This is a genomic window from Shewanella sp. MF05956, assembly GCF_059758055.1.
The window spans coordinates 19,732-41,916 of record NZ_JCAYNV010000003.1 but is presented as its reverse complement, the minus strand read 5'-3'; the positions used below and the strand labels follow the sequence as shown (position 1 = coordinate 41,916).

General features: G+C 41.9%; 20 protein-coding genes. 12 read left to right on the top strand and 8 right to left on the bottom strand.

The features are described from left to right. Positions 1-17: 17 nt before the first annotated feature. Both AC19MX_RS03860 and AC19MX_RS03855 read left to right on the top strand, forming a co-directional pair. Positions 18-1,421 carry a hypothetical protein gene (locus AC19MX_RS03860; RefSeq protein WP_498296525.1) on the top strand — a complete coding sequence of 468 codons (1,404 nt, stop codon included), beginning with the start codon at positions 18-20 and terminating at the stop codon, positions 1,419-1,421. 126 nt (positions 1,422-1,547) lie between these two features. After that, positions 1,548-1,796, top strand: a complete 249-nt coding sequence (locus AC19MX_RS03855; protein ID WP_498296523.1) for a hypothetical protein — start codon at positions 1,548-1,550, stop codon at positions 1,794-1,796. A 114-nt stretch (positions 1,797-1,910) separates the two neighbouring features. Here AC19MX_RS03855 and AC19MX_RS03850 read toward each other — a convergent pair whose 3' ends face one another. After that, positions 1,911-3,113, bottom strand: coding sequence for an ammonium transporter (locus AC19MX_RS03850; protein ID WP_498296847.1), 1,203 nt, complete (start codon positions 3,111-3,113; stop codon positions 1,911-1,913). A 369-nt stretch (positions 3,114-3,482) separates the two neighbouring features. On the opposite strand from AC19MX_RS03850, the gene AC19MX_RS03845 reads away from it, so the two are divergent. Next, on the top strand, positions 3,483-4,652 hold the full coding sequence (locus AC19MX_RS03845; protein WP_498296521.1) for a lipid-transfer protein: 1,170 nt from the start codon (positions 3,483-3,485) through the stop codon (positions 4,650-4,652). 83 nt (positions 4,653-4,735) lie between these two features. Here the strand turns inward: AC19MX_RS03845 and AC19MX_RS03840 are convergent, their stop codons facing one another. Next, complete coding sequence (locus AC19MX_RS03840) at positions 4,736-5,818, bottom strand: PepSY-associated TM helix domain-containing protein (protein ID WP_498296519.1); 1,083 nt, start codon at positions 5,816-5,818, stop codon at positions 4,736-4,738. Between the two features lie 501 nt (positions 5,819-6,319). Here AC19MX_RS03840 and AC19MX_RS03835 point away from each other — a divergent pair. From AC19MX_RS03835 to AC19MX_RS03805, 7 genes are all read left to right on the top strand, one after another. Then, the gene (locus AC19MX_RS03835; protein WP_432404359.1) at positions 6,320-6,862 is read left to right on the top strand and encodes a carboxymuconolactone decarboxylase family protein; all 543 of its coding nucleotides are present in this window, start codon (positions 6,320-6,322) and stop codon (positions 6,860-6,862) included. Positions 6,863-7,555: 693 nt separating this feature from the next. Continuing rightward, positions 7,556-7,840, top strand: coding sequence for a cold adaptation protein ActJcold adaptation protein ActJ (gene atcJ, locus AC19MX_RS03830; protein ID WP_498296517.1), 285 nt, complete (start codon positions 7,556-7,558; stop codon positions 7,838-7,840). Positions 7,841-7,847: 7 nt separating this feature from the next. After that, a complete protein-coding gene (gene atcA, locus AC19MX_RS03825; RefSeq protein ID WP_432404364.1) occupies positions 7,848-8,369 on the top strand; it encodes a cold adaptation protein AtcA in 522 nt (173 codons plus the stop codon). Next, positions 8,366-9,121, top strand: a complete 756-nt coding sequence (gene atcB, locus AC19MX_RS03820) for a cold adaptation protein AtcB (protein ID WP_498296515.1) — start codon at positions 8,366-8,368, stop codon at positions 9,119-9,121. The genes atcA and atcB overlap by 4 nt, the downstream gene beginning before the upstream one ends. 11 nt (positions 9,122-9,132) lie before the next feature. Then, positions 9,133-10,026 (top strand): cold adaptation protein AtcC, encoded by an 894-nt coding sequence (gene atcC / locus AC19MX_RS03815; protein ID WP_432404373.1) that lies wholly within the window; start codon positions 9,133-9,135, stop codon positions 10,024-10,026. A 972-nt stretch (positions 10,027-10,998) separates the two neighbouring features. Then, entirely contained in the window at positions 10,999-12,213 is a 1,215-nt protein-coding gene (locus AC19MX_RS03810; protein ID WP_498296513.1) for a dicarboxylate/amino acid:cation symporter, read from the top strand. Positions 12,214-12,543: 330 nt separating this feature from the next. Continuing rightward, on the top strand, positions 12,544-13,074 hold the full coding sequence (locus tag AC19MX_RS03805) for an NUDIX domain-containing protein (protein WP_498296512.1): 531 nt from the start codon (positions 12,544-12,546) through the stop codon (positions 13,072-13,074). 92 nt (positions 13,075-13,166) lie between these two features. On the opposite strand, the gene AC19MX_RS03800 is transcribed toward AC19MX_RS03805, so the two are convergent. Genes AC19MX_RS03800 through AC19MX_RS03785 form a run of 4 tightly spaced genes read right to left on the bottom strand, consistent with a single transcriptional unit; the run spans position 13,167 to position 17,207 of the window. After that, positions 13,167-14,414 (bottom strand): glutamate-5-semialdehyde dehydrogenase, encoded by a 1,248-nt coding sequence (locus AC19MX_RS03800; RefSeq protein ID WP_432404388.1) that lies wholly within the window; start codon positions 14,412-14,414, stop codon positions 13,167-13,169. Then, entirely contained in the window at positions 14,411-15,517 is a 1,107-nt protein-coding gene (gene proB / locus AC19MX_RS03795; protein ID WP_432404391.1) for a glutamate 5-kinase, read from the bottom strand. The genes AC19MX_RS03800 and proB overlap by 4 nt, the downstream gene beginning before the upstream one ends. A 13-nt stretch (positions 15,518-15,530) precedes the next feature. Then, positions 15,531-17,027: a sodium/proline symporter PutP gene (gene putP, locus AC19MX_RS03790; protein ID WP_432404395.1), complete on the bottom strand. Its 1,497-nt coding sequence runs from the start codon at positions 17,025-17,027 to the stop codon at positions 15,531-15,533. Between the two features lie 3 nt (positions 17,028-17,030). After that, positions 17,031-17,207 carry a hypothetical protein gene (locus AC19MX_RS03785; protein WP_432404398.1) on the bottom strand — a complete coding sequence of 59 codons (177 nt, stop codon included), beginning with the start codon at positions 17,205-17,207 and terminating at the stop codon, positions 17,031-17,033. A 638-nt stretch (positions 17,208-17,845) separates the two neighbouring features. Here AC19MX_RS03785 and acuR point away from each other — a divergent pair. Together acuR and acuI are read left to right on the top strand one after the other, a co-directional pair. Beyond that, a complete protein-coding gene (acuR, locus tag AC19MX_RS03780) occupies positions 17,846-18,478 on the top strand; it encodes an acrylate utilization transcriptional regulator AcuR (RefSeq protein ID WP_498296510.1) in 633 nt (210 codons plus the stop codon). Positions 18,479-18,602: 124 nt separating this feature from the next. Continuing rightward, positions 18,603-19,586 carry an acrylyl-CoA reductase (NADPH) gene (acuI, locus tag AC19MX_RS03775; protein ID WP_498296508.1) on the top strand — a complete coding sequence of 328 codons (984 nt, stop codon included), beginning with the start codon at positions 18,603-18,605 and terminating at the stop codon, positions 19,584-19,586. Positions 19,587-19,588: 2 nt separating this feature from the next. Here acuI and AC19MX_RS03770 read toward each other — a convergent pair whose 3' ends face one another. Beyond that, complete coding sequence (locus AC19MX_RS03770) at positions 19,589-21,643, bottom strand: bifunctional diguanylate cyclase/phosphodiesterase (RefSeq protein ID WP_498296506.1); 2,055 nt, start codon at positions 21,641-21,643, stop codon at positions 19,589-19,591. 4 nt (positions 21,644-21,647) lie between these two features. Further along, positions 21,648-22,169: a YfiR family protein gene (locus tag AC19MX_RS03765; protein ID WP_498296845.1), complete on the bottom strand. Its 522-nt coding sequence runs from the start codon at positions 22,167-22,169 to the stop codon at positions 21,648-21,650. Positions 22,170-22,185 lie beyond the last annotated feature (16 nt).

Below are 22,185 nucleotides of genomic sequence, written 5' to 3'. Positions count from 1 at the left end.
ACACTCAAGGACGATAAATGAAATCTTCACTTTTTTTGCTCAGCTGTGCAATGTTAAGCCCTGTTATTAACGCCAATGAGCTACCGCCAATTTTAGATTTTTACCCACTTTGTACACCGAAAACTATCGATACTGCCAATGATAAAATGGTCTACGATATTGACCCAAACTTGCTGGAATCGTCTAATGATGGTGTGCTATCCCATCGTGATGTTTATGTTCAACAAGCCTTGGTGGAAATACAGCGCAAAGCCGCAGCAGCAGGAGTTGATGCGGTTATTGTTGATAGATTAACGGTAGGCGGAATTGATCGAAGTATTGACTTGCAAGATGACAGTAGCCGAGTTAAGTCGAACACCCAACAAATCCATGTGATTACCACTGTGCAATACGTTAACTTGTGTGACGATACACAGCTTAGCAGCGACCCCACACCTTATAACAGTAAGGGTAAAGCTGTTTCGTATACCCAAACCACCGTTAAGTTGACAATGCCAAACGAGGGCAATGTATTAAAGCAAGCGCAAAAACATCAAGCACCTGATGCGCTTATTACAACCGACAGTGCTTATGGCATACACATTGGTGATTCGGTTGATGATTTATTACCTGCATTAGGCCCTCACAGTATTCAATTGCAACTCGACAATGGTGCAGCCGTTTTTGGTTACGGGCGCAGTTTATGGTTTGTGATTAAAGACAGTCGTGTCGCAATGATTACCCAGAATTTAGGTCTGTTAAATGGTCATGGTCAAAACCAAATTGCCTTAAGCGAAAACTATGATAGCGATAATTGGGTGATTGCGAACCAGGTACATCAAGGTGATGAGCTTTCCAGTGTGAAATCGCATTTAGCGCTTAAAAAGCAAGGTGATGTTTACAGTGTGGCAGGTAAAAATAGCCGCTTGTTATTAACCTTTGAAGACTATAATGAAAGTCTAGATAATGCGGCTATTTCTCGGCTTAACAGTTTTGCCATTATGCCATTAACAGTAACCGATGAGCATCACGTTAAATTGGGTAATTTTGACGATATTGATATCGCAACATTGCTGACATTAACATCTAAGCAAGCTTATACCCTACAATCACAACAGCTTATCAATCAAATCCAATTGACAGACAGCGGCCCCAAAGTGCTGGTGAATAGTAATGTATTATTGGGATTTGACCGCCAAGGTGTCGTTAACTCAATCAAAATTACTGAGTCCATGTTGGGCAAGCAAACGATGAGTGAATTTAATGCAGTGCTTGCTAGTTACAACTTGCCCACTATTAAGTCCGAATTGTTAGCGCGATACCCAAATGCAGAGGATAATTTTGATAACATCATGCTGACAAAAGGGGGGGTAATGTTGTCGATTAATTTTGATTCATACGATGATGATGCGCAGTTAATTGATCTCACGTTACACTTTTAACTTAGATAATCACGAAAGAGAAAAGTGATGTTAAGAGTGAAACCTCCGCGGATAAAGAGAAGATTATTGTGGTTTAATGCGCTAAAGTAACGTCCAAGTTCTGATATAAAGTTGTTAGGAAGTGAAATGAATATTGAAAATGCTGTGATTGATAATTTGGCTGATTTAGAGCGCTTTTTAGTGTTAGTTGAAAAGGGTGGTTTAGGTTTAGAAGGCGTTGCTGGTGTAGGTATGGCAACCAGTAAAGCTGATGGTCGTCATTTTGTTGCGGTATTTGGTGATAACCATAAGCTTTTACTTGGCCGCTGGGTGACACCTGAAATTTTTGAAACGGGTCAAGATATGGTTAAGAATGGGGTTAAGTCTAAGCACTGATCACCCTAGGTCAAATCAAGATTAATACCGTTTAAACAAAAAGGCAGAATATCTATTCTGCCTTTTTAATGGTTATGATGCAGTTATTTCATCATTTAGCGTACGGTAAGTGTATTACTTGTCTGAGTTGGTTGAGCCAATTTTATGGATGGCTAAGTCGGCGCCAATAAACTCATCTTCCTGGCTTAAGCGTAAGCTGGATACTTTATTGACGATACCGTAAACAATAAGACCGCCAACTAAGGCAACAATCACACCGACCACACTGCCAATAAGCTGCGACATAATGCTCACCCCACCGAGGCCGCCCAATGCTTGCTGGCCAAAAATACCGGCTGCAATACCGCCCCACACACCACATAAACCGTGAAGTGGCCATACACCTAGTACGTCATCTATTGTGCTGCTGCGTTGTAATTTAGTGTACACCCACACAAATAAACCGCCCGCGACACCGCCGACAACAAATGCGCCAACAGGGTGCATTAAATCAGAACCCGCACATACGGCAACTAAGCCTGCTAAGGGGCCGTTATGAATAAATCCTGGGTCATTTTTACCCACAATCAACGCGATAACCGTGCCGCCGACCATGGCCATTAAACTATTCACCGCGACTAAACCGCTAATGCCATCGAGTGTTTGTGCTGACATCACGTTAAAGCCAAACCAACCGACAATGAGTATCCATGAGCCAAGTGCTAAAAAGGGAATGTTAGACGGGGCGAATGCAATACCGGGTTTACGGCCACGGCGAGCGCCGAGTAAATAAATCGCCACTAATGCAAGCCAGCCGCCCATAGCGTGTACGACCACTGAACCGGCAAAATCATGAAATTGCGCGCCAAATTGATTTTCTAACCAGGCTTGAAAGCCGTAGTTACCATTCCAAATAATGCCTTCAAATAGCGGGTATACAAAAGCCACTATCATAGCCGAGGCAAATAAGAACGGCCTAAAGCTACCGCGCTCGGCAATACCGCCAGAAACAATGGCTGGGATCGCGGCAGCAAAAGTGAGTAAGAAGAAGAATTTGACTAACTGATAGCCGTTATCAGCTCCAAGTGTTTCAGCACTGACAAAAAAGTGGCTGCCGTAAGCGATTTGATAACCAATGACAAAGTAGGCAATGGCTGAAAAAGCAAAGTCCGTTAGAATTTTAACTAGGGCATTAACCTGATTTTTGTGTCTGACGGTACCGACTTCTAAAAATGCAAAGCCAGCGTGCATGGCTAATACCATGATTGCACCAAGTAAGATAAACACCGTGTCTGCACTTTGTGCAATAACCCCAATTGCATTACTAATATTGTTCATTTCAATTGCCATATACCGATTCTCTTTGGAAATTCATGCGTTTATAAAGCAAAAGCCATTCCGTTTTTATAGTTCAATTACAATATGGCGGTCTCTTATGGTGCAAATTGCTGAAAATGTTGCTGAAATGTTTTAGGTTATGCTCAGTGTTTGTGCAATCAATAAACTTGATTATGCTAAAAAAGCGCCTTGAAACAGTGAAAAGTATTGATGATGTATCATGCTGGTGCGCTCCCGCTTTACTTTGGTGCATCGCAGTGTCGATTTAATTAACCTTACATTAACCGCTATTATTGGGATAACCTTGTGTATATCTAAGCGATATTTAAATCGTTGGCCGATGCAATTAAATGGTGTAATAGGAACTTTATGACAACAGTAAGAGTCGCTGGGGTGGGCATGATCCCATTTTGTAAACCGGGCCAACAACCGCCGTATCGGGTGATGGCTGCTGAGGCCATTAAGTTAGCATTAGCCGATGCGGGTTTACATGCTAAGACAATTGGCCAGGCGTATGGCGCTTATATCTATGGTGACAGCACTTGCGCGCAACATGCCTTTTACGATGTGATACAAAGCGGTATTCCAATTATTAATGTGAATAACAATTGTTCGAGTGGTTCTACTGCACTGTTTTTGGCTCGTCAGGCGGTGCTATCGGGTCAGGTAGAGTGTGCATTAGCGTTTGGGTTTGAAGAAATGCAGCCCGGCGCATTAGGCTCACACTGGGAAGACAGAGAAAGTCCATTCGAACGACTCGATCCCGTATTGCAACAGTTCAATGCACCACAAGGCCCTATTGCGTTACGTGCTTTTGGTGCGGCAGGGCGTCATTACATGGATAAATACCATGTAGGCGCAGATATCTTTGCTAAGGTGGCCGAGAAGTCACGTAGGCATGCCATTAATAATCCGTACTCGATGTTTTCTTCGCCATTAACTTATCAGCAAGTGCTCGACGATAAAATCATATACGACAAGTACCTCACACGTTTAATGGCGTGTCCGCCGACTTGTGGCGCCGCTGCGACGATTGTGTGCAGTGAAAAATTTGCCCGCCAACATGGCATCGTATCTAAAGTAAAAATTATTGCGCAAGCGATGGCCACTGACACCGAACTTTCGTGGCAAGATCCTATTAACGCTGTAGGTAAAGCCATGAGCCAACAAGCGGCAGAACAAGTGTATTGCGATGCCGGAATTGGCCCAAGAGATATTGATGTGATTGAACTGCATGATTGCTTTACCCCAAATGAAGTGATCACTTATGAAGCCCTAGGGCTTTGCCCTGAAGGTGGTGCGGGAGCGTTTATTGCCGATGGAGACAATACTTATGGCGGACGATATGTGATTGGGCCATCGGGTGGTTTGATGTCAAAAGGGCATCCCATCGGGGCAACGGGGCTTGCGCAATGTACCGAACTAACCTGGCATTTGCGCGGGCAAGCAGGTAAGCGACAAGTTGATAACGCGAGGCTAGCACTGCAACATAATGTTGGTTTAGGCGGTGCAGTCGTGGTGACCTTATACGGGGTCTAGCTATGTTAATGCGCCGTAAACCGCCAATACCGTGCGAAATATTTCACACTGTATTGGCGGTTTACGTTATATCTAATATCCAGCTAAGTGGTTTTTTTCGTTTTGCGACCAAATGTGCGGCGACAAAATGTGACGAGACTGAACGATAATATGCCCGTGCCAATCAATGACACCAATGTAATCAATGCCACATAACTGGCTGGCATATTCAATCCATCGTGGAGTGGGCGAACAAAGCTGGTTATTCTGCCCGATATCGGTCTGTCGCTGTGGGTTAATGCAGATTCGATAACGCCTGTAGTATGGTTAATGCTGATCCGATCTGCTTCTCGTAACCATACGCCCGGATGCTCATCGAATTGAATCGAAAATATCTGTGCTACTGGTTTATGGCTATCAGACTGCGGTTTCTTACCCGGTTTTGAGCGCGGTTTGCTTACCGAAACTAACTCCGCATTTGGCCACACTTGTTGAGCACTGGTGAGTTGGCTTAACCAATTATTGCCCTGGCTTATCGGAAACGACTGGGCAACAGGTTTTTGATTTAGCGCCCCAGTCCATAAGCTATTGTAGGTAATTAAAAAACCACTCACACACAATATAAATAACGGTATTGAGATAAACAGCCCTAACTGAATATGGCTTTTAAGCAAACTGCTTGAACGGGTGTTTTTAGGTAACGTTTGTTTTAAACGAAAACCATTACGTACTCGCCACCATAAATACATTCCGATTAAAGTCACAATACCGCCAGCCAAAGAAGCCCAGGCATTGATGTACTTGCCGCCGTTTTCGATTAAAAAATTACGATGTAACCAGAAGGCGGTTTCATAAAAAGGTAAATCGAATGAAGAGCGGCTTGCCAGTTCGTTTAGTTCGTTATCTAAGGCAATGGCCTTACCGCGTGCACTTGCTTGAACATAAGGCGTGTGTTCAGTGGGGAACCGCACCGAGCTCATTTCTGGATAGCGTTCAAAAACGGCAGTGACCGTATTGGCTTTTTGCTCCAGTGTCATTGGTGCAAATGTTTGGCCTAAATTATCTGTGCGTTTTAATAAATCAACGCTGCCTAAATAAACCCCTGTCGTGAGTACAATTAGCATCGTAATACTAACCGTAAAACCTACCCAGTTATGAAACCATTTTAATGCTGAAACTATGTTCATATTATGTGCTCAAATTACATTACAAAAAGCTGATTTTATTGTGCTTTTAGATTGTGATAATGATGAAGAGAAATTGATGGTAATGATAATTAATCTCAATAAATTGTTCAATTAAATAAGTGTAAAGATCGCTGGCTAAATAGCCGTAAAAAATATTTTTTAACTGAAATCTTGAACTGAAACTGAGTATCAATGACAGCATGGCCGTTGACGTTTTATATGGGTAGGCTGTTTGTTGAGGCATACGGACAATAAGCAAAACTAAAAAACACATCGATTAAATTTTTAATCTATTGATTATTAAGGGTAAAAAACTCCTAGTGGGCATGCTGATTAAATTATTTGAGTAATCGCTCAAAATAAACTTGAGCGATTGTTCAGTATGGTCTATAGTTATCTCAATTCGAAAACTTAATTCGAAAACTTAATTCGAAAAACTTAATTCGAAAACTTAGTTTGAAAAAGAATGCCCAAATTTATTAATCTATCCGAGGTAATATTATGACTTCATTTACTATCCATACCGTTGAAAGCGCACCACAAGAAAGTAAAGCCATTTTAGAGGGTGCTAAAAAGCAAATGGGTATGATTGCCAATTTATATGGTGTGTTAGCCGAGTCGCCAAGCACACTCAAAGCATACCAACAGTTACATCAATTATTTTCAGACACATCATTTGATGCTGAAGAGTTAACCGTAGTATGGCAAACCATTAATGTTGAAAACGAATGTACTTATTGTGTGCCAGCGCATACTGCAATTGCCCATTCAATGAAAGTTGATCCAGCCATTACTGAAGCACTTCGTAATAAAACCGCTATGCCAACGGCTAAATTACAAGCGTTACACGATGCAACATTAAGCATTGTTCGTAACCGCGGTAATATTTCGACAGCTGAACTTGAAGCTTTTTATGCAGCAGGTTACGGCCAGCAGCAAGTGCTAGAAATTATTTTAGGCTTGTCACAAAAAGTGATCAGTAACTACACCAACCATGTTGCAAAAACGCCGGTTGATGACGTATTCAAAAAGTTTGCTTGGTAATATCTGATACCGACAATCTGTTACCGACAAATCAGCCTTGATTGCTAATAGATTAAGGCATGACTCTTTAGTACCAATTTAGTACCAATGCCAGCGATATCGCAAATGGCATTGGTATTTTTTTGTGTGAATTAATTGATAAAGCCCAGCACTAACTGCGCTGGGCTTTATCATTGGTGTTGTGAAGCCAAAATATGCGGCTTAGGTAATACATTGATAATGCGATTGTCAGCAGCGGTATTGCAAAATCGGCTCAGCAGTTATTCAATCTGCATTACCGACCACTGCAAGGTATTGAGTCGGGTAATACCGTGTTTATTACCGGTAAATACAGTGTCTCAGCAGCGATGCGCGAATTTGTAAGCCTGATTGAAATAGGATGATTTTTGCGTGTGTTTTACGGGTTAAACGCCATGCTAGCAAACTCCAATAAGCGTGGATGTTGTTAACATCGCATCATTCAACTTGGCGAGTGGTATCTTAACGGCAGCAAAGATCACAGTGGTTAATGATAACGCTGCTTTTTTTTGGGGGCTTGCTGTCCTAAAATTGGTGTCTTAAATGATTGCAACATAACTTGGGTTTATGTTTGCTGCATGCCTGTGAATGTTGATATAATAACGGGTTACAAAATTACCTATTTACAGACTTTTTTATCTCGCAATCAATGCCACATCGCCTGCAGGAATACCTATGATTAACCACTTTAGCGTACTGGGCGTCAGAGCCAATGCCAAAGAAGATGACATAAAAAAAGCCTATAAACGTTTATCGAACAAGTATCACCCAGACAAATTACTTGGGGCGTCTGACGATGAGAAACAACAAGCATCAGTTCAGCTCCAACGAGTCAAAAAAGCTTACGAAGTGTTGTCAGATAAAAAGCAGAGAAATGCTTTTATCAATGATTTTAACAACGTAATTGTTACCGATCCTGCAGCCGCTATGCGCGGATTGTGGGACGAATATTATTCCTGAGTATCTCATGGCTAAACATCTTAATATCTCACGCATTAATGAGCTAAAAAATAATGCCAATGACAATATAGAATCTTACAACGACCCTGATACGCCCAATGCACTGGCAAAGTTTACCAGCCAAATCAGAGAGATATTGTTGGCCGACCCAGGGATGCTAGATTCAGTCCCTGAATATTTACCTGTCGCGCTGTATGAAAGAGTTAAGTTCTCACCTGAGTCAAAGCGCCAATGGGCGCATTGGATTAGCTTGAATATTCACCCTGGCTGGGATGAATTTAAAACGACGATTGCGTTTAATAACGCCGATCTTCCTCTGGCGCTTGCGGTACGTAAATATAACGAAGATTTGCTTATCGAAAGTTGTGCCGTGGTGTATTTGTTAGAGACTCAGGGAGATACAGCACCCAAGCCTGACGAAGATGATTCTTATGGTCTTCATGAACGTGATGAAAACGATGAAGATGACACGGACTATGATAGCGATGAAGAAGGTTATTATGACCAATATGATGAGGATATCGAATGAACAGTCTCATTGAAATAACAGCCGCTGAAATACAAGAGCTGGCAAATGTTGAGCCTAAACAGGCCAGCAAGCGATTTGAATTGATTGCGACATCAATGTCAGATGATCAGTTAGTTGAAGTTATCGAGAAAATGGATATCGTCACGCTGACACAAATTAATAGCCAACATGATATTTCGTGTCCATCGATTATGTCTGAGTTAATGTCGCCAGAACAGATCCGCGACATTGTTTGCCAGCAGCCGCTTTATTGGGAAGAGAAAATCAAAAGTAATGCCGAAGAGTTAATGCATCATACTTTTGATTTTATGACTTATCTTATTCGAATCCAAGACAGTGAAGAGAAGCAAACTGCAATTTTAGAGTGTTTGGCTGAAGATCCTGCGGCGCTGTTTTATCTATCGATTCCGTTTATCGAGCTTATTTTAGGCGGTACCAGCAGTGATGACGATGAGATAAACGACACTTTTGATGATGAAGCAGATGAAGAAACCGTGGGTTACTCAGATTGGCAAGCCGATGAAGAGGCTCACAGTCTTAGCATTGATGACCCTCGTAGTTTATTAGCATTGATCCGCGATCGCGCGCCTAATGTTGAAAAGGCGATTAAGAACATGCTGCGTAACACCGGCTCTGACTGGCAGTTAATTATCAGCCAGTTTGCCAGCGAGTTAGTGATACAGGCGAAAGAAAAGAACCAGGTCACCGACGAGTATGCTGAAGTTGATGACATGTTTAGCTTTCTTGATTAAGGGTTCTGCAAATGCAATTGGTATTACGTGACGAAAATCAGGGTCCCTATCTGAGTCGGGTGCTGGCTTATGGCCGAACCGAAGAATTGCTCAGTAATGATCAATTGGGACAGATCAAAGCGAAAGCCATTTTGATGAGCCTTAAGTTCGCTGATAAGTTTTATAACAAGTATAAAATGCATTTGCTTGAAGAAGCCGCACAAGATGTTATTGGCATTGTTAGCATTGGCTTAATGGCATTATCGGACCAAAGTCAGGCTAATGCTATTCGGTTGCTATTGACTGATGACGGCGTAGTTAAGTCGTTCCAGAAGGGCTGGGGAATGTTAACTCAAGTGAGTCAACACAGGCTTCATGGTAAATCGGTTTACGGTGATGTGGATAAAGTGTTGCTTGATCAAGTATCGAGTCCACCAGATTGTGACGAATGGCAAGGCTGGGCGTACTACCAAGAAGCATTAGCTGAGCATAATCGCCAGCAATCTATTAATGCCTTATTGGCTCAGTTCTACATTACCGGCACTTTTGATCCAATGGATTATATTAATCTAGAAAGTACTCTGGCAGAAGCTGTGTTGTATCGGATATTTTTTGACGGTAAAAAAGTCCGTCAAGATCTTAAACGACGTATGGTTAGCGTAGAACTTAAAGATGAATGGTTTGATCTCGAATTTATCGAGCAACAAACTAAGGCTGCCTTAGCTGAATTACCTAACGAGCTTGCTGATGCCATTCGTTTAGATTTAGGTAAGCATTTTAATGCTGCATTGTTACGCACGCTGCATTTCTCTCGTAGTTATCAAGAGTTGGCCATTCAAAATGCCTCTCCTGAACGATTGGAGCGCCTGGAATACAAAGAAGGCTTAATTGGTCTACTTGGTTGGCCAATTTATATCGACTTATAGTTGGGTTTTAGGAAGCTTGTGAGTGAGCAAGCTTCCTACATCCACTGGTTATTACTACGATTATTCACTTCCAAATTACCCATCACGATAAAACCTCTCATTACCGTTATGTTGTACATCATTTACCGCCACTGTGTTAAATAGCTTACTTCGAGGTTTTTGTTGCAACTCTTATCTTTCAAATTACACTCGTTGTAAACACGCCTGTTTCCCTATTCAACACTGACTTAATGGTTAACTTATTCATATATAAAACATATGTGGGTTGTATCTTCTGCTATCAGGTCGATACAGAAGTGTGGATAGTGTGGTGTAAATGGTTTTAATGTTTACTGAAGCATTGTCTCGCTTATTGAATACCAACTCATTTTTGATAATGTTTAGCTTTTGTGGTGGTTCATTGGCAGTCATGATCCCAGTAATATAAGGTATTGCTGATAAAGATAGTTAAAATCGGCTATATTCTAAAAAAGTGTTGTATGAGAATTCGCTTTGATCATTTGTATAAGGAAGAGACTTTTGGGTGTAGATATACTGCATAAAAAGTCGATAACGCAGCCGAAGGGTTCGGCTAAAAAACGTTTTATTCTTTGTTGAGCTATTACTTTGTTAAGCAACTAGTGCTTAGATTGCTTGGCTGCAATGCACTCACCGCCATGAGTACGTTTTTATTGAGAACGAATTTTAACCAATAAAAAACTATATTGAGGTCCAAGCATTTCAAAATAACTAATTTGGTTTGTAGTTGTGTATGGTATTGGTTTTGTGTCATATTTTACCATTAAGTTAAGTCGTTTTTACGTCATTGAAAGAGTGATGGTCGACAGCAATTGTTGGTAATGATATTGGCTAGCTAATTGATGGGGTTCAATTTACATCTGTTTTCCGTTAGTTGTTAACACGTTAATCGTTCTTTGGGCCGAGTCTACTGCCTATTCCACCCTTTTTATTTTATTGCTCCTAGGATCCAATATGCTGAGTAGCTTACGTGCTTATCGTTCGTCCATTATTTTACTGAGTGCCTTACTGCTGGGCGGATTGTTTGGCGGGTTATTTCCTGAGTGGGCTATTAAGCTTAAACCTATTGGGCAAATTTTCCTCAATCTATTATTTATGATCATCGTGCCATTGGTCGCGGTGAGCGTGATGTCATCTATTGCTCACATGACCGATTTAAAGAAATTAGGTGCGATATTAGTGTCTATTATGGCGGTGTCGATTGTCATGGCGATTATTCCGTCTGTGGGCGTGGTGTTGTTGGCGTTAGCATATGATCCCGCGCAAGGGGTGACATTAGACTTAGCCAATACCGTAGATGCAGCTTCTGGCAGTATGGATTTTGTCAGCTTATTAACCACCAATGATTTTGTTGGGTTGCTGTCTAAGTCGAATATTTTAGCCTTGATTATTATGTCGGTGATTGCTGGAGTTGCCATTGGCCAGTCTGGTGAAGACGGCCAAAAAGTCAGCCGCATGTTAGACAGTTTAAATACCGTTATTATGAAAGTGATTTCAATATTAATGTATGTTGCACCTATTGGTTTAGGAGCTTATTTTGCCGCAACCATGGCCAGCCAAGATACTGAGTTAATGGGCACCTTTGCCCGTGCGGTTGGATTGTTTTTTGTTGCTATGGCGCTGTATTTAACAGTGGGTTCAACCATCTATGCCTGGATTGGTGGTGGGGTAAAAGGGGTTAAGCAATTTTGGCAACATATGCTTGAGCCAGCCGTCACCGCTTTAGGCACCAGTTCATCTTTAGCCACATTACCGGTGACCATTCGCAGCGCTGCTAAAATGGGTCTAAATGAGCAAATTGCAGAGATTAGCTTGCCGTTGTTGGTTAATTTAAACAAAGGCGGTGCCGCTGCCATTACCGCGTTAAAGATTGTGTTTATCTATTCTTTATTGGGACTCGATTTCACTACTGATGTATTTATGCTGACCATTTTGATTTCGGTGTTGTCTGCATTTGTGATTGGTGGCGTACCGGGTGGGGCGTTTTTAGGTGAGATTTTTATTGTCACCACCTTAGGCTTACCAATGGAGGTTATCCCGATTTTAGTGGTGATAGGGGCGATTACCGATGCTGCATCAACAGTGATAAATGTGGTGCATGACTTAACCGCAACACAGATTATTGAGCGGATTAACGGCAAGCATTATCAAACAAATACCACTGAATAATTGATAACATATCTTGGAATACTCATCATTCCTCATGCTTGCAATAGAGCATCCAATAGCGCTTGAGCAACAATCCATTTTTGGGGGCTTGGCTAAAAATATCAATAGTCTGGTCCATTGGGTTCAATGGACGTTCTGCTATTCTCAAAAAGCGGAATAAGTGTTTAAGATTGTGTTTTTTGTCACCATGATTAGGTTGCCTGTGCAGGCCACAATGATCCAATATTGTCATTCGGTCAGCTGATTGAAAGCCCCTGATTATTGAATCGCAGTGCCTAGCAACGTATGATGCGTTTTTTGATTTAACCTCCAAGTCCTAATCCAAATACTATGCGTCATTTAACCACTAGCTATCATCCTGAAACGCCTGTCGATTTCATCAACAATAATCAATCGACCATGCTAACGCGTTTAGCTGCGCGAGCGATTGTGTTGCGTGATAAAGATATTTTGATGCTGTATACCCAGCGCTATCATGACTACTCATTACCAGGTGGTGGTGTTGATGACGGTGAGCATATTAAGCAGGGTTTAATTCGCGAGTTACTTGAAGAAACCGGCGCTCAGGTGATTGGTGATGTTATTCCGTTTGGCTTGTATCAAGAATATCGTCCGTGGCGCAGAGATGGCTTTGAGTCAGTGAACATGCTGTCTTACTGTTACGTGTGCAATATTGCTGACGAGCTGGGAGAAACCCAGTTTGAGGCTCATGAAATCAATAATGGCATGGTGCCCGTGTGGATGGATATTGATGTTGCGATTCAACATAACCTCGACACCATGGCAAACAGCAACAAAAAAGGCCTCTCGATAGAACGAGAGACCTTTTTATTAAAACTGATTAAACAAGAACTGCTATAGCGTTATGAATCTTTCATCAGTTTGTATTAATCAACTTGTATTAATCAGCTTATAACAATCAGCTCGTGTTAACTCACTGACGTTAAATAAGATTACGCGCGCACTTGGCCAACACCACTCACTAGATACTTTTCTGTCGTGAGTGACTCAAGCCCCATAGGACCGTATGCATGTAGTTTGCTGGTGGCAATACCAATTTCGGCGCCAAGTCCCAGCTCACTGCCATCAGAGAAGCGCGATGATGCATTCACCATCACTACAGAGGCATCAACGGTGCGTTGGAACCGCGCTGCAGTTACGTCATTTTGAGTACAAATCACTTCAGTATGGTGGCTACCAAAACGACGGATATGGTTAATGGCGCCGTCAAAATCATCCACTTGCTTAATGGCAATTTCGAGGTCTAAATATTCCTGACCGAAATCGTCATCACCCATCACATTGCAAGCCGTAAAGTATGATTTTGCTTGCTGACATGCATTAATCGTTACTTTATGTTCAGCCAGTGCGATGGCGACTTTTGGTAAAAATTCGGCTGCAATATCTTTATGGACAATCAGTCCCTCTAGGGCATTACACACACCGGTACGTTGGGTTTTACCGTTAAGTAGTAATGATAATGCGATATCAAGATCAGCCTCTTTATCAATGTACAGATGACATACGCCTTTAAAGTGCTGAATAACGGGCACTTTGCTGTTGTCGGTGACAAAGTTAATAAGGCCTTCACCACCACGTGGGATAATGACGTCGATATATTCACGTTGCTGCATTAGTTCGAGCATCAGTGCACGATCAGGATCTGGGATCACTGTGATTAACGCTGGCGGTAGCTGATACACTTCGAGCACTTTTTGTAAAATAGAGGCTATCATTTTGCTTGAATGTAACGCTTCTTTGCCGCCACGCAGGATGACGGCATTGCCTGACTTGAAGCACAGTGCGCCAGCATCGGCGGTCACATTTGGACGAGCTTCATAAATCATGCATACCACACCTAAAGGAACACGCATTTTACGAATGCTTAAGCCATTAGGTCTGTCGCCTAAGTCGCGTTGAATACCCACAGGATCAGGTAGCGATGCCACTGTTTCAATCCCAGCAGCCATAGACTCAATGCGTTCATTATTTAATGTTAAACGATCTAACATTGCCGCGCCCATATCGGCACTTTCAGCGTTGGCTAAATCTAATAGATTAGCTTTAATGATTTCATCACTGTGTGCCCGAAGTGCACGTGCCATGTCTAATAAAATAGTATTTTTAACTTGCTCATCTAATACTGCAAGTGTTTGTGCTGCAATAGCGGCATTTTGAGATAAGGTCTTAATCAAGCTCATATTTGCTCCAAAATGGCGATGTTTTTGTCTGAAATCAATGGTCCGGTTTTCTGTTGCGCATTATTGGCAAACTCGCGGTCATCTTTATCAGAAATAAAGTGAAGTAAGCAACTACTGTAATTTGATTTGGCTTTTGCCAATTTAGTGCCATCGCCTTTGCGCACTAGTACAGTATCACCGACGGAAAAGTTGCCTCTAACGGCGACTACATCGTCACTGGTGAGTTGCGTATCATGTTCTTCAAGGTTGGCACTAAAGTCATTTTCGACAATGAGCTCACCTTGTACTTGAGAGGTATGTGTCATCCAATGCAGATGCTCTTGCATTGGTACATCATACGGGGTGAATAACGTACCCGGGTTTTGACCTTTTAAAAGCTGGTTAAAGGTGTCCGCGTCAAAACCATCCACAATCATGGTTTCAATTCCGTGTGAAATCGCTTTTTCAGCGGCTTCAATCTTGGTTAACATGCCACCAGTACCTACGCTGCTCGTAGCGCCGCCAGCCATAGCATAAATCTCAGCATTAATTTCACTGACTTGCTTAATTAGCGTGGCATCTTCATGTAAATTAGGGTTTTTGGTATAAAGCCCTTTCACGTCAGAGCAGATAATTAACGCGTCTGCATCCGCTGCTGCGGCAACCATAGCTGATAAATTGTCATTATCACCCACACGCAACTTGGCAGCGGTAACAGCATCGTTCTCGTTGATAATGGGAAGTAAGCCATTGTCTAACAGGGTAAAAATAGTATTTTTAATGCTGATATAACGCTCACGATCACGTAAATCACCATGGGTAAGTAATAACTGCGCCGAAGGGAAATCAAATAACTTATCCCAAGTGGCCATCATATCGGCCTGACCTGCTGCAGCCATGGCTTTTTTAAGCGAAATACTTGGTTCTGCCGTCTCAGGGAATCGATGTCTACCAGCGGCAACTGAACCTGAAGATACCAATACAACTTGGCATCCTTGAGCGCGACATGTAGCTATAAATTGTGCAATACCCAATAGATAATGACTGCTACAACCTTGTTGATGAGGCGCAATAAGTGCACTGCCTACTTTAACGACAATGCGTTTCCAATGTGAAGTTGACATTATATTCTCTCGGTTATTTCTGCTCAGCTAATACGCGACCGGCTTCATGGAAGGTATCAATTGTTTTTTCGCAAGGATCGGTATCGATAGCACTAGTCACCCAAATGACAACACTGCTGACAATAAAGCCAGGGATCATTTCGTACATCACGCTCGATAACACTTTGCCGTCGGCAAGCACGGGTGCATATATCCAAAATAGCACTGTAGCAGCACCTGAAATAATGCCGGCAACGGCCGCTTTGTGGGTTAAGTTATGCTTGTATAGGCTAAATAAGATTAATGGACCAAAGGCCGCACCAAATCCTGCCCAAGCATTACTGACTAGAGATAAAATACTGTTTGAACGGTCAAGTGCTAACAAGCTTGCTACTACAGCTACGCCTGCTACACCGTAACGGCCCATTTTCACCATTTCTTGTTCTGTCGATTCTTTCTTAGACACCACACGATAAATATCTTCAGTCAGTGAGCTTGATGACACCAATAGCTGTGATGAAATGGTACTCATAATTGCCGCTAAAATAGCTGCCAATAAGAATCCACTGATCATCGGATGGAAAAGCAATTCAGAAAACACAATAAAGATGGTTTCAGGGTCGCTTAACTTCATGTCGAACTTATTTGCATAAGCGATACCCACAAGGCCGGTAGCCAGTGCACCAATAATGGTGACGGTCATCCAACTCATGCCAATTCGACGTGCAATTTTGATGTCTGATACTGAACGAATCGCCATAAAGCGAACAATAATGTGCGGTTGACCAAAGTAACCTAGGCCCCAAGATAAGCTAGAAATTAAGCCTAATAGGGTGACGTTTTGCATACCGTCAGAAAAGTGTGGAATAGACTCATAAGCAAAGTTCATCATTTTGTCTGCGCTGGAAAACTCTTGATAAGCCACTACAGGTACCAAGACTAATGCCACAAACATGATACAACCTTGAACAAAATCCGTTAGGCTCACCGCTAAAAAACCACCTAATAAGGTGTATGACACAACGACACCTAAAGTAACTACAAGTCCTAACTCGTAACTTAAATCAAAGGCTGAAACAAACAATTTACCGCCAGCAACTAAACCCGCTGAGGTATAAAGGGTAAAGAAAATAACGATAATAACAGCCGCGATGATACGCACATTGCTGTTAGGTGCGTGGAAACGCTTAGCAAAAAACTCAGGGATAGTGAGTGCGTTATTTGCAACCTCGGTATATACCCTCAGCTTAGGTGCTACGACAAGGTAGTTAACCAAAGCACCAATTAATAAGCCCAGTGCAATATAGATGGTTTCGAAACCCACCAAAAACATTGCCCCAGGTAAACCCATTAGCATCCAACCACTCATGTCCGATGCGCCAGCAGATAATGCAGTAACCTGCGGGCTAACCTTGCGGCCGCCAAGAATGTATCCAGATACGTCACTGGTAGACTGCTTATAGGCAAACAAACCAATGCCAAGCATGACCAGAAAATAGATAGCTAACGAAACGTAGGTTAAGTAATGCATGAACTACTGGCCCCCTAACGCTTTGTTATTTTGAATCCCATTAGGTTTCAACATGACAAAGAGATAGGTACTTAAAATAGCAAATAAGCACAGTAATTGTGTGGCGTCTTTCAGCTTGAGTACTGATTTATTCCAAACTTGTGTGATGAGATTTTCTTCCGTCTGAATGTCTGCTGACATTGTGCCCTCCTGAGCGTGTAAATCGTGTCGATCAATCATGTGATACTAACTAATAGGGATGAAAAGCAATAAAAAAACCACTCAATTAGTTAGTGGTCTAATTATATTAACACGATTCAGTGCTAAATTTCCAATCTAATACTCGGTGTTTAACTCTATACGAGGCTATTTAAACTTATTTTCCGAGGTATTGAGTCGAAGATAATCACAAAAAAAATAAACCTATAGGGTTATATTGGCCATTCGCAGAGTGCAGTGATAAGGCTATTATATATGATGTAAAATTGTATGAAGTTAGGTTGACACTGAGTTGTGGCGGTATGACTTAATCGTAAAGTGGATCGGTTTATGATTTTCTCTATTGCCATAAATGAGGTTTATTGGTGATTTAATTGGTGTTTTGATATCAAGAAAATACTCTAAATATGAGTGCTAAATTAAATATTCATTGACCAAATTGTTACAGTTCAAATAATTTTAATAATAACTAAATAAAATTGTCATCTTACTTTAGCGTCACAGGCTCTACGTGGGCTACAACAATATAAATAGATAAAACCGTGGGTAAATATTGTGTTCACTCACATTTTTGATATTGGTGATTGCATTTAACTAGACGGTCAGTCTAATATAGCAGTATGAATACAAATCCACTAAAACCTCGTAGAGGCAGACCGCCAAAAGTCTCTAGAGAAAATCCAGATACTCGCGCTGCATTAATCCGCAGTGGCCTCGAACAATTAACTGAGCATGGATTTGCTGCGTCGGGGATTGAACCTATTCTCAAAAAAGTAGGGGTGCCGAAGGGCTCTTTTTACCACTACTTTGCCAGTAAAGAGGTGTTTGGTCAGGTTGTGTTGCAACATTATGCAGACTATTTTTTGGTGAAACTAAAAACGCATTTGTTGGATGAGTCGAATGATCCTTTGGCTCGGATCCGCCATTTTGTTGCAGATGCCAAAGCCGGTATGACCCGTTATCAATTTAAACGTGGTTGCCTAGTGGGTAATTTAGGCCAGGAGATTGGCATGTTACCTGAAAGCTTTAGACCACAATTAATTGCTACATTTGCCAGTTGGCAAAATTGTTTAGCAAAATGCCTTGAAGATGCTGTAGCGCAGGGGCAAATCGCTGCTGATGCTGACTGCCAATTATTAGCAGAGAACTTTTGGGTCGGTTGGGAAGGCGCTGTGAGTCGCGCTAAGTTAGTTGAAGATGGTGCGCCACTGGATAATTTCAGCGACCTCTTTATGGCGGCGTTGCCAAAGTAGTTCGTTTGTTACTGAAGTAAACCTGCGTTTAGCTTGTGGGAAACTCGTGCTGGTATATGCCGCTGAAGTGAAATAAAAATTTTTTAACCATTAATATACGATCAGTCTAAATTAGGAGCGAAACATGTTTACTGCAATGTTAATTGAAAAAGATGATCAAGGTTACCGCACCACTGTTAAAAATGTTGATGAGTCTGTTTTACCTGAAGGTGATGTGACCGTTAAGGTGCTCTATAGCACGCTTAATTACAAAGACGCCCTAGCGATTACGGGTAAAGCACCGGTGGTGCGAAGCTTTCCTATGGTGCCAGGTATTGATTTAGTCGGCGTTGTTGAACAGAGTGACAGTGATAAGTTTAACGTCGGCGACACGGTATTATTAAACGGTTTTGGCGTAGGTGAAGTTCATTGTGGAGGGTTAGCGACAAAAGCGCGTTTAAAAAGCGATTGGCTTATTGCATTACCAAATGGATTTACACCGCGCCAGGCTATGGCGATTGGTACCGCTGGATATACCGCGATGCTATGCGTTATTGCGCTTGAGAAAAATGGTGTCACACCAGATAAAGGCGAGATTTTAGTGACTGGTGCTAATGGCGGCGTAGGCAGTTTTGCTATCGCTATTTTAGCCAAATTAGGCTATACCGTCGTCGCATCTACTGGCCGAGTAGATGAAAGTGAATATCTTAAAAAACTCGGCGCCAGTGACATTATCGACAGAGCGACACTGTCTGAACCCGGTCGGCCATTAGCTAAAGAGCGTTGGGCTGGCGCCGTTGATTCTGTTGGCAGTCACACGTTAGCTAACGTATGTGCCAGTACTAAATATGGCGGTGCCGTTGCCGCGTGTGGGCTCGCCCAAGGTATGGATTTACCTGCGAGTGTGGCTCCGTTTATTTTACGTGGCATTACCCTTGCTGGTGTAGATAGTGTTATGCGACCGATTGCCGATAGAGTAGAAGCCTGGCAGCGTTTGGCTGATATTATTGATCCTGCGGTATTTGACGACATCGTACAAGAAGTCAGTTTGACCGAAGCATTAAATGTGGCGAGCGAGTTAATGGACGGTAAAGTACGCGGCCGTGTAGTGGTTGATGTTAATCGTTAATCCTATGCAGTATTAGCTTTACTATTAGCAATTAAAGGTGAAATGTAACGGGTTGTAAACTTTTCGCTCGGCATAGGCTTGGCGAATAAAAAACCTTGCAGATAATCGCATGACAGCTGTTGGAGTAATAGATGTTGTCCTGTGGTTTCAACGCCTTCAGCTACTACTTTCACCTTTAAGTGACGGGCCATGGTAATAATGGCTCTTACTAACGCAATGCTACTTTCATTGGTTTCCATGTGTTGTATAAAGGATCGATCGATTTTTAAAATATCGATATCTAAGCGTTGTAAGTAGGCTAAAGATGAGTAACCTACACCAAAGTCATCAATGGCAATGTCGATACCATGATCACTTAATCGACGCAGTTGTTGTTGGATGGGAGACTCAGGGTCCATCAAGGTGTTTTCGGTGACTTCAATAATAATAGTGTCTCTTGGTAAACCACTTTTATTGCAAGCTACAATCCAATCGTCTACCCATAGTCCTGCGCGATCAAATTGTAGTGGTGAGCAGTTAACGCTCACTTGCATGATTTTTCCGGTTAATCTAAACCAGTGAGCAGCATCTTTAATGGCTTGGTCTCTTACCCAGTTTCCAATCTGTTCAATTAAGCCATTTTGCTCTGCAATAGGAATAAACTCATTGGGGCCAAGCAAGCCTTTTTGTGGGTGTTGCCAACGAATAAGTGCTTCTGCTTTTGTGACATTAATGCCATCAAGATCAAAAATCGGTTGGTAATACAATGTAAATTGATCTTCTTTAAGCGCGATGCGGATCTCTTCCAAAATCCGGCGTTTCTCTATCGCTTGCTCTTCTATGACATAGGAGAAAAACTCGTAACGATTACGTCCTTTACTTTTTGATAAGTACATCGCCTGGTCAGCATGTTTGACTAAGTCTTCAACACAGCGGCCATCGGCGGGGTAAAAAGTTAACCCGATGCTGCCGGTAATATGTGCTTGTGAGCCATTGATGTTAATGCATTGCATTAGGCTGTTTTTGACTTTTTGCGCGATTTCAGTGGCTCGTTCAACATCGTTGATGCCTTCAATGATCAAAGTAAACTCATCGCCGCCAAGCCTTGCCACAGTATCATTAGCGCGTACGCAATTTTGTAAGCGTTTGGCAACTTGATGCAGCAGTAGGTCGCCATAATCATGGCCTAATGTGTCATTAACCTCTTTAAATCCATCTAAATCGATAAAGATTAATGCAAATTGCATGTTATTAACTTCAATTAACGACTGCAGCTTTTTATAGAAGTAACGACGGTTAGGTAGGTTGGTTAATCCGTCCTTGTAAGCAAATTCATGTAATTGACCATTGGCATTCTCAAGCTCTTTGGTGCGCAGTTTTACCTGGCTTTCGAGTAACGCCTCACGTTGTTCTATGGTGTCTAACATGCTATTAAAACATGTCGTAAGCTGGCCTATTTCATCTTTAGATTGTTCTTTTGCGCGTAAGGTATAATCATTTGATGTAGTTATTTTTTCCGAAATTTCAGAAAGATAAAGAATGGGGCTTAAAAATATTCGTCGTAAAGCTAATGATAAAAATAAACTCACAGCAAAGGATGAAAGCAATAACAACAGTAAAAATTTGCCATAAAATTGTATTCTGTCGTTGATATAGCTGTCATCGGCAATAATAAATAATTCACCGTAGCTTTGGCTATCCAATGTGAGAGCTGTGGTCACCTTAGTGAGGTTATCGGTTTCCTTCAAGCTTGTGAGATCAACATTTTTTGCAGTCGATTCCGCTAAGACTTGCCCGTCGATATTGGTAACCGTAACAGAAAGAATGTCAGAGCGTGATAATACCGGTTTGATGAGCTCATTTATGGTGTCTTGGTCGTCAAATAATAAGGCCGCGGTGATGTTGGGCGACAACATATTCGATACACTTTGTAAGCTTTCAATTTGCTCACGCTTTGCTGAGTTGAGTTCATAAGCACTAAATACCAGGGCAACCGAAACCGTTGCTACAATTGCAACACTCATTAAAATGAACAGTAATTTTTTGCTAATCGTGTTGAGACTCAAAATCGACTTCATCAGGTTATAGCTCCACAACTCGGCCTAGGCGCAGCACTTTTGAACTCATGGTGATGTTAGCGGATGTGAGCCTTTTGGGGGAGACTTCAAAGCGAACTTTACCGCCGGATAAAAAGAAACGGATCTGCCCCCCTTGAGCGATAAAATCCTCTGTTTCTCCGACGATCATGACGTTATTTATTTGACCTAAAGGGGTGTTAAGCCATTGGGTTATGGTGTCTGAGGTAATAAATAATATTTGGCACTGACTGATATCGGCATCTGTCATTGATATTGTTCGTGTCACAATAGGTAAGTGATTGACTTTTCTGTTGGTTAATACGGTACTCGCAATCTCAATAAAGCTGCTATCTGGGCTACAAAGTACAAAGTCATTGAGTATTGGCGTGGTATCTGTCCATTCACTGTAACGTGCAAAATTAAATAGAAATCCTGCTTTGAGGGCATATTCGGTTTCAATCGCACTCACGCTTTGGCTGGTAGTCAGCAAAAGCGGTAGCATTAAACCGAATAAAACTCGTTTCATCATGGACATTTCGTGA

Coding starts and splice junctions, on each gene's coding strand:
- AC19MX_RS03860 (WP_498296525.1), top strand. CDS start 18: ATGAAATCTTCACTTTTTTTGCTCAGCTGTGCAATGTTAAGCCCTGTT.
- AC19MX_RS03855 (WP_498296523.1), top strand. CDS start 1,548: ATGAATATTGAAAATGCTGTGATTGATAATTTGGCTGATTTAGAGCGC.
- AC19MX_RS03850 (WP_498296847.1), bottom strand. CDS start 3,113: ATGAACAATATTAGTAATGCAATTGGGGTTATTGCACAAAGTGCAGAC.
- AC19MX_RS03845 (WP_498296521.1), top strand. CDS start 3,483: ATGACAACAGTAAGAGTCGCTGGGGTGGGCATGATCCCATTTTGTAAA.
- AC19MX_RS03840 (WP_498296519.1), bottom strand. CDS start 5,818: ATGAACATAGTTTCAGCATTAAAATGGTTTCATAACTGGGTAGGTTTT.
- AC19MX_RS03835 (WP_432404359.1), top strand. CDS start 6,320: ATGACTTCATTTACTATCCATACCGTTGAAAGCGCACCACAAGAAAGT.
- atcJ (WP_498296517.1), top strand. CDS start 7,556: ATGATTAACCACTTTAGCGTACTGGGCGTCAGAGCCAATGCCAAAGAA.
- atcA (WP_432404364.1), top strand. CDS start 7,848: ATGGCTAAACATCTTAATATCTCACGCATTAATGAGCTAAAAAATAAT.
- atcB (WP_498296515.1), top strand. CDS start 8,366: ATGAACAGTCTCATTGAAATAACAGCCGCTGAAATACAAGAGCTGGCA.
- atcC (WP_432404373.1), top strand. CDS start 9,133: ATGCAATTGGTATTACGTGACGAAAATCAGGGTCCCTATCTGAGTCGG.
- AC19MX_RS03810 (WP_498296513.1), top strand. CDS start 10,999: ATGCTGAGTAGCTTACGTGCTTATCGTTCGTCCATTATTTTACTGAGT.
- AC19MX_RS03805 (WP_498296512.1), top strand. CDS start 12,544: ATGCGTCATTTAACCACTAGCTATCATCCTGAAACGCCTGTCGATTTC.
- AC19MX_RS03800 (WP_432404388.1), bottom strand. CDS start 14,414: ATGAGCTTGATTAAGACCTTATCTCAAAATGCCGCTATTGCAGCACAA.
- proB (WP_432404391.1), bottom strand. CDS start 15,517: ATGTCAACTTCACATTGGAAACGCATTGTCGTTAAAGTAGGCAGTGCA.
- putP (WP_432404395.1), bottom strand. CDS start 17,027: ATGCATTACTTAACCTACGTTTCGTTAGCTATCTATTTTCTGGTCATG.
- AC19MX_RS03785 (WP_432404398.1), bottom strand. CDS start 17,207: ATGTCAGCAGACATTCAGACGGAAGAAAATCTCATCACACAAGTTTGG.
- acuR (WP_498296510.1), top strand. CDS start 17,846: ATGAATACAAATCCACTAAAACCTCGTAGAGGCAGACCGCCAAAAGTC.
- acuI (WP_498296508.1), top strand. CDS start 18,603: ATGTTTACTGCAATGTTAATTGAAAAAGATGATCAAGGTTACCGCACC.
- AC19MX_RS03770 (WP_498296506.1), bottom strand. CDS start 21,643: ATGAAGTCGATTTTGAGTCTCAACACGATTAGCAAAAAATTACTGTTC.
- AC19MX_RS03765 (WP_498296845.1), bottom strand. CDS start 22,169: ATGAAACGAGTTTTATTCGGTTTAATGCTACCGCTTTTGCTGACTACC.